General features: G+C 51.6%; 12 protein-coding genes and 1 pseudogene. 6 read left to right on the plus strand and 7 right to left on the minus strand.

The window, feature by feature from the left end; all coding sequences use genetic code 11:
- Positions 1-125: 125 nt before the first annotated feature.
- Positions 126-1,520 (plus strand): annotated as a pseudogene (locus tag FQZ95_RS02250) (carbohydrate porin).
- Positions 1,521-1,560: 40 nt separating this feature from the next.
- Here FQZ95_RS02250 and rhaM read toward each other — a convergent pair.
- The 4 genes from rhaM to rhaB form a co-directional block, all read right to left on the minus strand.
- Positions 1,561-1,875 carry an L-rhamnose mutarotase gene (rhaM, locus tag FQZ95_RS02255; RefSeq protein WP_000619503.1) on the minus strand — a complete coding sequence of 105 codons (315 nt, stop codon included), beginning with the start codon at positions 1,873-1,875 and terminating at the stop codon, positions 1,561-1,563.
- Positions 1,876-1,884: 9 nt separating this feature from the next.
- Entirely contained in the window at positions 1,885-2,709 is an 825-nt protein-coding gene (gene rhaD, locus FQZ95_RS02260; protein WP_032185621.1) for a rhamnulose-1-phosphate aldolase, read from the minus strand.
- A gap of 82 nt (positions 2,710-2,791) precedes the next feature.
- Positions 2,792-4,051: an L-rhamnose isomerase gene (rhaA, locus tag FQZ95_RS02265; RefSeq protein WP_088542131.1), complete on the minus strand. Its 1,260-nt coding sequence runs from the start codon at positions 4,049-4,051 to the stop codon at positions 2,792-2,794.
- Positions 4,048-5,517 carry a rhamnulokinase gene (gene rhaB / locus FQZ95_RS02270; RefSeq protein WP_160529841.1) on the minus strand — a complete coding sequence of 490 codons (1,470 nt, stop codon included), beginning with the start codon at positions 5,515-5,517 and terminating at the stop codon, positions 4,048-4,050. Before rhaB ends, rhaA begins: the two co-directional genes overlap by 4 nt.
- Before the next feature lie 287 nt (positions 5,518-5,804).
- Here rhaB and rhaS point away from each other — a divergent pair, with 287 nt between their 5' ends.
- Together rhaS and rhaR are read left to right on the plus strand one after the other, a co-directional pair.
- A complete protein-coding gene (gene rhaS, locus FQZ95_RS02275) occupies positions 5,805-6,641 on the plus strand; it encodes an HTH-type transcriptional activator RhaS (protein ID WP_000217153.1) in 837 nt (278 codons plus the stop codon).
- Between the two features lie 73 nt (positions 6,642-6,714).
- Complete coding sequence (gene rhaR, locus FQZ95_RS02280; RefSeq protein ID WP_001361122.1) at positions 6,715-7,563, plus strand: HTH-type transcriptional activator RhaR; 849 nt, start codon at positions 6,715-6,717, stop codon at positions 7,561-7,563.
- On the opposite strand, the gene rhaT is transcribed toward rhaR, so the two are convergent.
- Positions 7,560-8,594 (minus strand): L-rhamnose/proton symporter RhaT, encoded by a 1,035-nt coding sequence (rhaT, locus tag FQZ95_RS02285; RefSeq protein WP_000063508.1) that lies wholly within the window; start codon positions 8,592-8,594, stop codon positions 7,560-7,562. The two genes, rhaR and rhaT, sit on opposite strands and share 4 nt — an antisense overlap.
- Positions 8,595-8,878: 284 nt before the next feature.
- On the opposite strand from rhaT, the gene sodA reads away from it, so the two are divergent.
- From sodA to yiiM, 3 genes are all read left to right on the plus strand, one after another.
- Entirely contained in the window at positions 8,879-9,499 is a 621-nt protein-coding gene (gene sodA / locus FQZ95_RS02290; RefSeq protein WP_005015733.1) for a superoxide dismutase [Mn], read from the plus strand.
- 259 nt (positions 9,500-9,758) lie between these two features.
- Positions 9,759-10,742, plus strand: coding sequence for a 2-keto-3-deoxygluconate transporter (gene kdgT, locus FQZ95_RS02295; RefSeq protein WP_001166064.1), 984 nt, complete (start codon positions 9,759-9,761; stop codon positions 10,740-10,742).
- 148 nt (positions 10,743-10,890) lie between these two features.
- Positions 10,891-11,565 (plus strand): 6-hydroxyaminopurine reductase, encoded by a 675-nt coding sequence (yiiM, locus tag FQZ95_RS02300; RefSeq protein ID WP_160529842.1) that lies wholly within the window; start codon positions 10,891-10,893, stop codon positions 11,563-11,565.
- A 104-nt stretch (positions 11,566-11,669) separates the two neighbouring features.
- On the opposite strand, the gene cpxA is transcribed toward yiiM, so the two are convergent.
- Positions 11,670-13,043 carry an envelope stress sensor histidine kinase CpxA gene (gene cpxA / locus FQZ95_RS02305; RefSeq protein WP_000580426.1) on the minus strand — a complete coding sequence of 458 codons (1,374 nt, stop codon included), beginning with the start codon at positions 13,041-13,043 and terminating at the stop codon, positions 11,670-11,672.
- Positions 13,040-13,738 carry an envelope stress response regulator transcription factor CpxR gene (cpxR, locus tag FQZ95_RS02310; protein ID WP_001033722.1) on the minus strand — a complete coding sequence of 233 codons (699 nt, stop codon included), beginning with the start codon at positions 13,736-13,738 and terminating at the stop codon, positions 13,040-13,042. Before cpxR ends, cpxA begins: the two co-directional genes overlap by 4 nt.
- Positions 13,739-13,854: the final 116 nt, after the last annotated feature.

The following is a 13,854-nucleotide window of genomic DNA, read 5'->3' on the forward strand; positions in this document are numbered from 1 at the left end:
CGGGATACTATCCATCGGCCTGCTGAAGTTGGATTAAAAATTCGAAAGTGCACACCTTATATTTCTCTATATACGTATTCCTTTTGGAAAGCGTAGGGTATCTTTTATTTCAGGGAACGTAAATAATGAAAAAATCGACATTATCTTTAGCCATCGGTTTATTATTGGCATGTAGTACCGGAATGGCAAAAACACAGCATTTAACGCTGGAACAACGCATGGCATTGCTGGAAGAACGCCTGGAAGCGGCAGAAATGCGGGCAGCAAAAGTAGAGGGGCAGGTAAAATAGCTGCAGACACAACAAGCCGCTGAGATCCGCGAAATTAAGGCTGCCCAGGGCAATACGCCGGTAAATGGACAGACAACGGCGGAATCTGCAAAGAAAAATGCCACCTCACCTAATCTTTTGCTTTCAGGTTATGGCGATTTAAAAATCTACGGCGACGTAGAATTTAATATGGATGCGGAAAGTAATCATGGCCTGCTGGCAATGACCAACGCTGATGTGAATAGCGATCCCACTAATGAACAGTGGAATCTCAATGGTCGTATTCTGTTAGGTTTTGATGGTATGCGAAAACTGGATAATGGTTATTTCGCCGGGTTCTCCGCACAACCGCTGGGGGATATGCACGGTTCAGTAAATATCGATGATGCGGTATTCTTCTTTGGCAAAGAAAACGACTGGAAGGTCAAAGTAGGCCGTTTTGAAGCCTACGATATGTTCCCGCTGAATCAGGATACCTTTGTTGAACATTCCGGTAATACTGCGAACGATCTTTATGACGATGGCAGCGGTTATATCTATATAATGAAAGAGGGCCGCGGGCGCTCTAACGCTGGCGGTAATTTCCTCGTCAGCAAACAACTCGATAACTGGTATTTTGAATTAAACACGTTACTTGAAGACGGAACATCTTTATATAATGACGGTAATTATCATGGACGCGATATGGAGCAGCAGAAAAATGTCGCTTATCTGCGTCCGGTAATTGCCTGGTCGCCGACGGAAGAATTCACCGTTTCCGCAGCGATGGAAGCGAACGTAGTAAATAATGCTTATGGTTATACCGATAACAAGGGTAATTTTGTCGATCAGTCCGATCGTACCGGCTATGGTATGAGCATGACCTGGAATGGCCTGAAAACGGATCCGGAAAATGGCGTCGTGGTTAATCTTAATACCGCCTATTTAGATGCTAATAATGAGAAAGATTTCACTGCCGGGATTAACGCGCTGTGGAAACGTTTCGAGCTGGGTTATATCTACGCGCACAATAAGATTGATGAATTCAGCGGTGTAGTTTGTGATAACGACTGCTGGATTGATGATGAAGGGACGTACACCATTCACACCATTCATGCGTCTTATCAGTTCGCTAATGTGATGGATATGGAGAACTTTAATATTTACCTTGGTACTTATTACTCCATTCTGGATAGCGACGGTGATAAAAAACACGGTGATGATAATGATGACCGTTACGGCGCACGCGTTCGCTTTAAATACTTCTTCTGATGAAGGCGCGGTGCTGGATATTTTCCGGCACCGCAACTCATTAAGGCAGGTAAAACACTTCTTGCAGCTCGCTACTGACTGGGCTGTTATCCGGGTTAGCTGGCATAACGTCGGTCATATACTTCCACCAACGTTGGCAAACATCAGTACTGGCTACCGCATTCCACCGTTCTTCAGATTCAATCTCTACCGTGGCAAACAGCAGATTACGCGCTTTGTCGAGGTAAATGGCGTAGTTATGCGCACCGTGAGATTTCAACACTGCTTCCAGTTCCGGCCAGATTGGATTATGCCGACGCTGATACTCTTCGTGGGCGTCGGGGTTAACCTGCATGACAAAGGCTTTGCGGATCATATTTGCTCCTTACAGCGCCAGCGCACTGGCAAGTGGTGTAACGCCGAAACGCTGGCCGAGTGCTATCAGCTCTTCACGACTGATGGTCTGTTTCATGCCGCCCATCGAATAAACCTTCACTAATACTTGTGCTGATTTTTCTGCGGTGTCGATTAAACCGAATGTTTCATCCAGTGTCGGACCGCTGCCGAAGACGCCGTGGAAGGGCCACAACACCAGTGAATGTTTTTGCATTTCCTGTGCGGTCGCCTGGCCGATTTCGTCCGTGCCGGGCACCATCCACGGCAAAATGCCGACGCCATCCGGGAACACTACCAGACACTCGGTGCTGCCTTCCCAAAGCTGGCGAGTGAAGAGCGCGGTGTCGTTTTCCAGTACGTAGGTAAGGGCGATCAGGTTGGTGGCGTGGCAGTGCATGATCACCCGATCTTTACCGTTGGTGGCTTTAATGCGCTCGCAGTGGGAAAGGAAGTGAGCCGGAAGTTCAGAGGTTGGAACGGCTTCGTGAGTTAGCCCCCAGAGAATGTGGTAGCCCGCGCCGTCGCTGTCGACTTTTACGACGCCTAAGTTAGCCGCAGGATCAAGCTGGACGTTACGGAAGAATTTGCCCGAGCCGGTGACGATAAACGGCGTATTTGCAAGCAAAGGCATGGGCTGGCTGAGCGGGATATAGCGTGGTTGTGCATGGAAGTTGTCTTGATAAGGCGCGATATCGGCGTCATCCAGGCGCAACGTCAGGTTACCGCCGTTGCGCTCGTCCCAGCCTTTCAGCCAGGCGTCGGTGGTGGCTTTGATCATTCCCTGGACAAACCAGGACTGGGTAATGTTTTGCATGTTCTGTGTTCCTGTAAATTCGGTGTTGTCGGATGCACGACCCGTAGGCCGGATAAGGCGCTCGCGCCGCATCCGGCAGTGTTTACCCACGCTGGCTCAAAATTTCTTTTTCATAAGCCCGCACGCTCTCCAGCCATTCGCTACCTGCTGGGGTATCGTGACGCTGACAATACATTTCCCACACCGCCTGCCACGGCAACGATTTCTGCTCTTCCAGTAGCGCCAGACGCGCAGTGTAATCGCCAGCTGCTTCCAGCTTGCGCAGTTCAGTGGTAGGTTCCAGCAACGCACGCAGCAGGGCTTTTTTCATATTGCGTGTACCAATGACCCACGCGGCAATGCGGTTGATAGAGGCATCAAAGAAATCGAGACCGATATGTACCCGGTCGAACAGATCGTGACGAACAATCTCACTGGCAATCGCCTGAGTTTCATCATCCAGTAGCACTACGTGATCGCTGTCCCAGCGAACCGGACGGCTGACGTGCAGCAGCAACTGCGGCACATACAGCATGGCGGCGGAAATCTTGTCGGAAATCACTTCAGTTGGGTGGAAATGTCCGGCATCCAGGCACAGCGCCGTCTGGCGGCTGGTGGCATACCCCATGTAAAACTCATTGGAGCCAACCGTGTAGCTCTCCGCGCCAATACCAAACAATTTGCTCTCAACGGCGTCGATATGGTGCGCAGGATCCAGCTTCTCGCTGATCACCTCATCCAGAGCTGCCAGCAGACGCTGACGCGGGGCGAGACGGTCAACGGTGATATCTTTCATGCCATCCGGGATCCAGATGTTCATCACCGACGGTGTGCCGAGTTGCTCGCCAAAATAGGCTGAAACACGGCGGCTGGCTTTGCAGTGATCAATCCAGAACTGGCGAATGCTGTCGTCGGCATGGGAAAGCGTAAAGCCATCGGCGCTTAGCGGATGCGAAAAACAGGAGGGGTTAAAATCCAGACCGAGCTGATTGGTTTTCGCCCATTCAACCCAGTTTTTGAAGTGCTCTGGTTTGATTTGGTCGCGCGCGACTGGCGTATCTGATTCCAGATAGATGGCATGTAAATTAAGCCGTTTCGGACCCGGAATCAGCCGCATAGCTTGTTCCAGATCGGCACGTAGCTCGCTGGCATTACGCGCTTTGCCCGGATAATTGCCAGTAGCCTGAATCCCACCGGTCAGCGAACCTTCCGGGTTTTCAAAACCGGAAACATCATCGCCTTGCCAGCAGTGCATTGAAACGGGTAAACGATCAAGTTGGCGCAGCGCCTCCTCGACATCAATCCCCACCGCCGCGAAACGCTGTTTCGCAAGCTCCCAGGCCTGTTCCAGTTGAGTGGTCATGCGCAAAGCTCCTTTGTCTGTCGTGTAGAGTGAATCCGCGCCACATAGTGGGCAATTTCACTGTCAGGATTAGGGGTAAAGGTGGTCAGATTCGCGGTGGTGCTGACGACCTGACGGAAATCATCCACATTGTTGAGTTCATCCAGCGTCATTAACTGGATGCCGATATTGCCGAGCGTCGAGGCTTCAACAGGCCCGGCAATCACCCGAATACCGCAGGCATCGGCACATAGCTGATTGAGCAGCGTGTTCTGGCAGCCGCCGCCGACAATATGCAGTTGCGAGAAATCTTCACCGCGCAGCTGCGCCAGCTCATGCAACACATCGGCATACAGCAGCGCCAGACTGTCGAAAATACAGCGCGCCAGTTCAGCATCACTTTCCGGGATTGGTTGCGCCGTTTCCCGACACGCAGCCTGAATTTCGCTGCACATCTCGTCAGGATTAATAAAGCGATCGTCATTGGGATTGATGGTGAAGCGGCAAGCCGGCAGTGCCTGTGTCGCGGCGATAAGCGCCGGAAGATCGTTGATTTTCCGCTCCTGAAGCACCCGCTGAAGCAGCCATAAGCCCATAATATTTTTCAGCACCCGATAGCGACCTTCCGCCCCGCCTTCATTGGTGATGTTGGCTGCCAGCGCCGTGTCATTGGTGAATGGTGTCTGGCTTTCGAAGCCCATCAATGACCAGGTGCCAGAAGAGAGATACGCAGCGCGGGAACCGTTTAACGGCGAGGCGATAACCGCGCTGGCGGTATCATGGCTGGCAACGGCGACGACAGGAATTGCATTACCTTGCGGGCAAATCCAGTGACCAATGACATTACCCGGATGTGTCGGGCGACCAAACCAGGCTTTGTTGGCCCCGCTCCACGCCAGTAGCGTTTCGTCCCAGTCGTCGCTATTGATATTGACCAGTTGCGTGGTGGTGGCGTTGGTATATTCCCAGTTCATCTTGCCGGTCAGGCGATAACTGAAGTAATCCGGCATCAGCAGAGCGTGAGCAATGTGTGGAATAAGCTCAGGTTGTTGCTCCGTCAGCGCACGCAACTGATAAAGCGTATTGAAGGGCAGAAACTGGATGCCGCTACGCTGATAAATATCGCGTTTGCCGAGTTGCTGTTGTGCCTGCGTCATCAGGCCATTGGTGCGGCTATCGCGATAAGCAACGGGCAGACCCACACGCTTACCCTGTAGGTCGAGCAGCATAAAGTCCACGCCCCAGGTATCAATCCCAATGCTATCGATACGAATCCCTTGCTCGCACACCTTGTTTAATCCAAGGCGAATGGCACTTTCCAGGCTATCCACATCCCAGGTGACATAACCGTTCTGGCTATGCAGGCCATTGTTAAAACGATGGATTTCGCGCAGCGACAGGCTGCGGCATTCACGCTCGTAACGCGCCAGCATCACGCGCCCACTGGATGCGCCGAGATCGACGGCGACACAATTGCGAAAGGTCATAATGTGATCCTGCTGAATTTCATTACGACCAGTCTAAAAAGCGCCTGAATTCGCGACCTTCTCGTTACTGACAGGAAAATGGGCCATTGGCAACCAGGGAAAGATGAACGTGATGATGTTCACAATTTGCTGAATTGTGGTGATGTGATGCTTACCGCATTTCCTGAAAATTCACGCTGTATCTTGAAAAATCGACGTTTTTTACGTGGTTTTCCGTCGAAAATTTAAGGTAAGAACCTGACCTCGTGATTACTATTTCGCCGTGTTGACGACATCAGGAGGCCAGTATGACCGTATTACATAGTGTGGATTTTTTTCCGTCTGGTAACGCGTCCGTGGCGATAGAACCCCGGCTCCCGCAGGCGGATTTTCCTGAACATCATCATGATTTTCATGAAATTGTGATTGTCGAACATGGCACGGGTATTCATGTGTTTAATGGGCAGCCCTATACCATCACCGGTGGGACTGTCTGTTTCGTACGCGATCATGATCGGCATCTGTATGAACATACCGATAATCTGTGTCTGACCAATGTGCTGTATCGCTCGCCGGATCGATTTCAGTTTCTCGCCGGGCTGAATCAGTTGCTGCCACAAGAGCAGGATGGGCAGTATCCGTCTCACTGGCGCGTTAACCACAGCGTGTTGCAGCAGGTGCGACAGCTGGTTGCACAGATGGAACAGCAGGAAGGGGAAAATGATTTACCCTCGACCGCCAGTCGCGAGATCTTGTTTATGCAATTACTGCTCTTGCTGCGTAAAAGCAGTTTGCAGGAGAACCTGGAAAACAGCGCATCACGTCTCAACTTGCTTCTGGCCTGGCTGGAGGACCATTTTGCCGATGAGGTAAATTGGGATGCCGTGGCGGATCAATTTTCTCTTTCGCTGCGTACGCTACATCGGCAGCTTAAGCAGAAAACGGGACTGACGCCTCAGCGTTACCTGAACCGCCTGCGACTGATGAAAGCCCGACATCTGCTACGCCACAGCGAGGCCAGCGTTACAGACATCGCCTATCGCTGCGGATTTAGTGACAGTAACCACTTTTCGACGCTTTTTCGCCGAGAGTTTAACTGGTCACCGCGTGATATTCGCCAGGGACGGGATGGCTTTCTGCAATAACGCGAATCTTCTCAACGTATTTGTTCGCCATATTGCGAATAATCAACTTCGTTCTCTGGCCGAGGTAGCCACGGTGGCGCATCAGTTAAAACTTCTCAAAGATGATTTTTTTGCCAGCGACCAGCAGGCAGTCGCTGTGGCTGACCGTTATCCGCAAGATGTCTTTGCTGAACATACACATGATTTTTGTGAGCTGGTAATTGTCTGGCGCGGTAATGGTCTGCATGTACTCAACGATCGCCCTTATCGCATTACCCGTGGCGATCTCTTTTACATTCATGCTGACGATAAACACTCCTACGCTTCCGTTAACGATCTGGTTTTGCAGAATATTATTTATTGCCCGGAGCGGCTGAAGCTGAATCTTGACTGGCAGGGGGCGATTCCGGGATTTAGCGCCAGCGCAGGGCAACCACACTGGCGCTTAGGTAGCATGGGGATGGCACAGGCGCGGCAGGTTATCGGTCAGCTTGAGCATGAAAGTAGTCAGCATGTGCCGTTTGCTAACGAAATGGCAGAGTTGCTGTTCGGGCAGTTGGTGATGTTGCTGAATCGCCATCGTTACACCAGTGATTCGTTGCCGCCAACATCCAGCGAAACGTTGCTGGATAAGCTGATTACCCGGCTGGCGGCCAGCCTGAAAAGTCCCTTTGCGCTGGATGAATTTTGTGATGAGGCATCGTGCAGTGAGCGCGTTTTGCGTCAGCAATTTCGCCAGCAGACTGGAATGACCATCAATCAATATCTGCGGCAGGTCAGAGTGTGTCATGCGCAATATCTTCTCCAGCATAGCCGCCTGTTAATCAGTGATATTTCAACCGAATGTGGCTTTGAAGATAGTAACTATTTTTCGGTGGTGTTTACCCGGGAAACCGGGATGACGCCCAGCCAGTGGCGTCATCTCAATTCGCAGAAAGATTAATTCGCCATGCCCATGCCGACGATGTTGGCGGCGACAATAATCACCACACAACCGAGGCTCAACACCGTTACCGGACGGCGACCTGCATTGTTCCACTCTTTCAGCACCAGCCCGACGATACCGCCGCACAATACATAGAAGCTCATATGCAGCATCCAGCTGATGTAGTCATACTGCGCCGGAATGCGGGCGTGGCCCCAGGCATAGAAAAAGAATTGCAGATACCACATCAAACCGCCCAGTGCCGAGAGTAACACGTTGTGAATGATCAGCGGTTTTGCCAGTGAAAAGTCGGCTTTTAGCGACAAATCCTTCACTTTTGCCAGACGAATGAAGCAGAAACCGAGGTTGATGATCGCGCCGCCTCCCATGATGACAACATAGCTTGGCAGAGCGACATACAGTGGATCGACGCCCAGTGCGGCAGCTGCTTCATGCATCGGTTTTGCGGCGTTCATCGCAAAGGACATCCCGGCAGAGAAAATGCCGCACATCACCGCCAGCACCAGCCCTTTTTTCAGGTTGAACTCTTCGGCTTTTATGCCCATCTTGCGCTCTTTCAACTGCCCGGCGCGAGTTACAATCCCTACGCCAATCAGCGCCACCAGAACGCCGAGCAACGTCATGCGTCCGCCTTCGGTATTAATCAGAACATCGAAATTGCCGTTGATAATTGGCGTCATCAGCGTACCGACAATCAACGTAATGCCAATGGCGATGCCAATTCCCATCGACATGCCGAGATAACGCATGGTCAGGCCGTAGTTGATATTACCGATCCCCCACATAGCGCCGAACAGAAAAACAGGCAGCAGCGTAGAGAGACTAAACGAGCTGTAATACGCCCAGAAATTCGGTAGTAACAGGGCGCTGATGGCCCACGGCAGAATAATCCACGAAACAATCCCACCGACTGACCACATGGTTTCCCATGACCATTTTTTTACTTTTTTGAACGGCGCGTAAAAACAGGCTGCACTGGCCGCGCCGATCAAATGCCAAAATATCCCCATCGTAATCGCGTTACTCATCTTCTTATCCTCATCATTTTTCGCCGCGTCACATCTCCGACGAGATGAGTGTAAAAATCGTGCTGTCGATTAACCTTTCGCCTGTTGCCGCCGTTGTCGATTTACTGGCAATCACGGCATTAAGTGGGTGATTTGCTTCACATCTCGGGCATTTTCCTGCAAAACCATACCCTTACGAAAAGTACGGCATTGATAATCATTTTCAATATCATTTAATTAACTATAATGAACCAACTGCTTACGCGGCATTAACAATCGGCCGCCCGACAATACTGGAGATGAATATGAGCTATACCCTGCCATCCCTGCCGTATGCTTACGATGCCCTGGAACCGCACTTCGATAAGCAGACCATGGAAATCCACCACACCAAACACCATCAGACCTACGTCAACAACGCCAACGCGGCGCTGGAAAGCCTGCCAGAATTTGCCAACCTGCCGGTTGAAGAGCTGATCACCAAACTGGAGCAGCTGCCAGCAGACAAGAAAACCGTACTGCGCAACAACGCTGGCGGTCACGCTAACCACAGCCTGTTCTGGAAAGGTTTGAAAAAAGGCACCACCTTACAGGGTGACCTGAAAGCGGCTATCGAACGTGACTTCGGCTCCGTTGATAACTTCAAAGCAGAATTTGAGAAAGCGGCAGCTTCCCGCTTTGGTTCCGGCTGGGCATGGCTGGTGCTGAAAGGCGATAAACTGGCGGTGGTTTCTACTGCTAACCAGGACTCCCCGCTGATGGGTGAAGCTATTTCTGGCGCTTCCGGCTTCCCGATTCTGGGCCTGGATGTGTGGGAACATGCTTACTACCTGAAATTCCAGAACCGCCGTCCTGACTACATCAAAGAGTTCTGGAACGTGGTGAACTGGGACGAAGCAGCGGCACGTTTCGCGGCGAAAAAATAATCATTTGCCGCCTGCTGCAATGAGGCGTTTACGCCGCATATCAGCTTAAAAAATGAACCATCGCCAACGGCGGTGGTTTTTTTGTGATCAATTTCAAAATAAAAACAATGATCCGATAAAAATAAAACAGTGTTTCAATTGATGTGGTTTTGATCACTTTTATTGATTAAATGAATGTCTATCTTCGTTTTCATCAACACTGATGCTCCGTTGAGGAATTACGCATCAGCCCTTAAAAATATGCCGACAGGTGATGGAAATGCAGATAAAACGCTCGATTGAAAAAATCCCGGGGGGGATGATGCTCGTCCCGCTATTCCTTGGCGCACTGTGCCACACCTTCTCGCCGGGGGCGGGGAAATATTTTGGATCATTCACCAACGGGATGATTACCGGTACGGTGCCCATTCTGGCGGTGTGGTTTTTTTGCATGGGGGCGTCAATAAAATTAAGCGCGACGGGAACGGTATTGCGTAAATCCGGTACGCTGGTGGTAACAAAAATTGCCGTCGCGTGGGTGGTTGCGGCAATTGCCTCGCGCATTATTCCGGAACATGGTGTTGAAGTTGGATTCTTTGCCGGACTTTCAACGCTGGCGCTGGTGGCGGCGATGGATATGACCAACGGCGGACTTTACGCTTCCATCATGCAGCAGTACGGTACGAAAGAAGAAGCTGGGGCATTTGTGTTGATGTCATTGGAGTCCGGGCCGCTCATGACGATGATTATTCTGGGCACTGCCGGGATTGCCTCGTTTGAACCGCATGTTTTCGTCGGCGCAGTATTACCGTTCCTGGTGGGCTTTGCCCTTGGGAACCTTGACCCTGAATTACGAGAATTTTTCAGCAAAGCGGTGCAGACGCTGATTCCATTCTTTGCCTTCGCGCTGGGCAATACCATTGATTTGACTGTAATTGCCCAGACAGGTTTGCTGGGGATCCTGTTGGGTGTGGCAGTAATTATCGTGACCGGTATTCCGTTGATTATCGCCGATAAATTGATTGGCGGTGGCGATGGCACTGCCGGAATTGCCGCTTCCAGTTCCGCAGGGGCCGCGGTAGCGACACCTGTGCTGATTGCTGAAATGGTGCCTGCGTTTAAACCGATGGCTCCGGCAGCAACTTCGCTGGTCGCGACGGCGGTCATTGTGACTTCGATTCTGGTGCCAATTCTTACCTCTATCTGGTCACGTAAAGTCAAAGCCAGAGTGGCGAAAATCGAAATTTTAGGCACGGTAAAATAAACCTGCTTCCTTAATCCCCACAGCCGGATGAACTAACGTTCGTCCGGTTTGCTATTGAGCTCCTGCCTGGATACATACCGCGAAAACAGCACGCCTGACATAAAATAAATATGGTCTAATGGGGAAATTTCTCGTGGAGAGGGAACAGATGCGATATCCGGTTGATGTATACACGGGCAAGATTCAGGCTTATCCCGAAGGCAAACCCAGCGCAATTGCCAAAATCCAGGTTGATGGTGAGTTGATGCTGACGGAGCTGGGGCTGGAAGGTGACGAGCAGGCGGAGAAGAAGGTTCACGGCGGGCCAGACAGAGCGCTGTGTCATTATCCTCGTGAGCACTATCTCTACTGGGCGCGGGAATTTCCGGAACAGGCGGAGTTGTTTGTTGCGCCTGCGTTTGGCGAAAATCTCTCAACCGACGGTCTGACGGAAAGTAATGTTTATATTGGCGATATTTTCCGCTGGGGAGAGGCATTTATTCAGGTCAGCCAGCCACGCTCCCCTTGCTATAAACTCAATTACCATTTTGATATCAGCGATATAGCGCAGTTGATGCAAAACACGGGTAAAGTGGGGTGGTTGTATAGCGTGATTGCGCCAGGGTTGGTATCTGCTGATGCGCCGCTGGAGTTGGTTTCCCGTGTCAGCGATTTGACCGTGCAGGAGGCTGCTGCCATCGCATGGCATATGCCGTTTGATGACGAGCAGTATCACCGTTTACTCTCCGCTGCCGGGTTATCGAAAAGCTGGACGCGAACGATGCAGAAGCGCCGACTGAGCGGCAAAATCGAAGATTTTTCACGGCGGTTGTGGGGAAAATAACCCCCGGAGAGTAGGCCTGATAAGACGCTATCAGCGTCGCATCAGGCATTCTGCTCAAACGCCGGATGCGGCGTAACGCCTTATCTGGCCTACAAATGCGGAGTTTAACTCCGCTTATACAGCGGCAGCCAAATCACCAGCCGCAAACCGCCCAGCGGGCTGTCTTCTGCCTTCACCCAACCACGGTGCTGCTGGATAGCTGTTTCGACAATCGCCAGCCCTAAGCCCGTACCGCCAGATTCACGATCGCGCGCTTCATCGGTGCGATAGAACGGACGGAAAATCTGCTCGCGATCTTCCGGGCTAACGCCAGGACCATCGTCGTCCACCGTAATGGTGATACCATCTTTATCTACCGCAAAGCCCACCTCAATCTTCGTATGGGAATAACGCAGAGCATTACGAACAATGTTTTCCAGCGCACTTTCCAGAGCGTTCGGGTTGCCATACAGAGGCCACGGCCCAGGCGGGAAGTTAACCGTAAACGACTTGCCCATTTGTTCCGCTTCGAACGCCGCGTTATCCAGCACTTCACCCCACAACTGGTTAGCTTTCAATGTCTCGCTCACCAGCGCGTTTTTCTGCTGATTACGTGACATCACCAACAGGTCGTTGATCATGCTGTCCAGACGCTGGGCTTCGGTTTCAATACGCTCCAGTTCCTTGCTTTCACCACTACGACGGCGCAATAACGCCGTACCCAGTTGCAGGCGCGTCAGTGGCGTGCGCAGTTCGTGAGAGATATCAGAAAGCAGACGCTGCTGAGAGGTCATCATGCGCTCCAGCGCGGTGACCATCTGGTTAAAACTGGCACCAGCGGCAAGAAATTCCTGTGGCCCCGCTTCAAGTTCCGGGTGCTGGCGTAAGTTTCCCTGGGCAACTTCATCGGCCGCGTTTTTCAGCTTACGCGCCGGTTTTGCCAGACTCCAGGCCAACCACAACAGCAGCGGCGTACTGACCAGCATGGTGACAATCAGCAGTAATAGCGGGCGGTCAAACAGTAAGTTAATGAAATCGGATTGAGAACTGCTGGCTGGACGAATCAGATAAAGTTGGTAATTATCTTCGCCATCACGCACTGAGAACGGACCGACCAGTTCCACGCGGCCATACTTTTTCTTCTGCGGATGATCGGCGTTATCGGCCTGACCAATAAAGTTACGAATGATCTGCATTTCGCTGCGTTCAGCGCCGATCACGCGGCCCTCGGTGGTCACCAATAACAAACGCTGTCCTGGCGGTGCCCACTTATCAATCGCCCGGAACAGACGCCGCCACCACATTAAATCGTTGGGCGGATCGTTCGCCAGTTCCGCTTCGACATGCTGCTCAATCATCAGCCCCTGACGCTGTTCGCTATCCAGAAGCTCGGTCATCTGGCGTGAATCGAGCTTGGGTAACATCAAAACCAACATCAACACCAGCGCCAGCGTCAGCCAGAAGATGGCGAAGATGCGCGCGGTTAAGCTGCCTATCATGAAGCAGAAACCATCAGATAGCCGCGACCACGCAAGGTTTTAAACCACGGGTGACCATCTTTACGATCCGGCAGTTTACGACGCAGGTTGGAAATGTGCATATCGATAGCGCGGTCGAAAGGCGTCAGGCGTTTGCCCAGCACTTCCTGGCTTAAATGCTCACGGGAAACCACCTGACCCAGATGCTGTGCCAGCAAATAGAGCAGGGTAAACTCAGTGCCGGTTAACTCCAGCGTTTGCCCGTCGAAGCTGGCTTCCTGACGGCCTGGATTCAGCACTAAGGCATCAACTTCCAGTGTCGGTGAACCGTTGTCGTTGTTTTGCTGTTGCTCGCTCCAGTGCGAACGGCGCAGGATCGCGCGAATACGTGCCACCAGCTCACGATCATTAAACGGTTTCGGGAGATAGTCATCTGCGCCCAGCTCAAGGCCGAGAACGCGATCAAGTTCACTGCCGCGCGCCGTCAACATAATGACAGGCGTCTGGTGTGTCTGGCGAAGTGCTTTTAATGTGTCGATACCATTTTTCTTCGGCATCATGACATCAAGCAAAAGTAAATCAATGCTGTCGTCCAGAAGATCAAGCGCCTGCTCCCCATCGTGGGCAACAATCACGTTGAAGCCTTCCATCTCGAGCAGCTCCTTTAACAGGGAAGTCAGCTCTCGGTCATCATCAACTAACAGGATTTTATTCATTGTTTAAATACCTCCGAGGCAGAAATTACGTCATCAGACGTCGCTAATCCATGACTTTACGTTGTTTTACACCCCCTGACGCATGTTTGCAGCCTGAATCGTAAACTCTCTATCGT

The sequence above is a fragment of the Escherichia sp. HH41S genome (assembly GCF_009820115.1).
In the GTDB taxonomy this organism is placed as follows: domain Bacteria; phylum Pseudomonadota; class Gammaproteobacteria; order Enterobacterales; family Enterobacteriaceae; genus Escherichia; species Escherichia coli_F.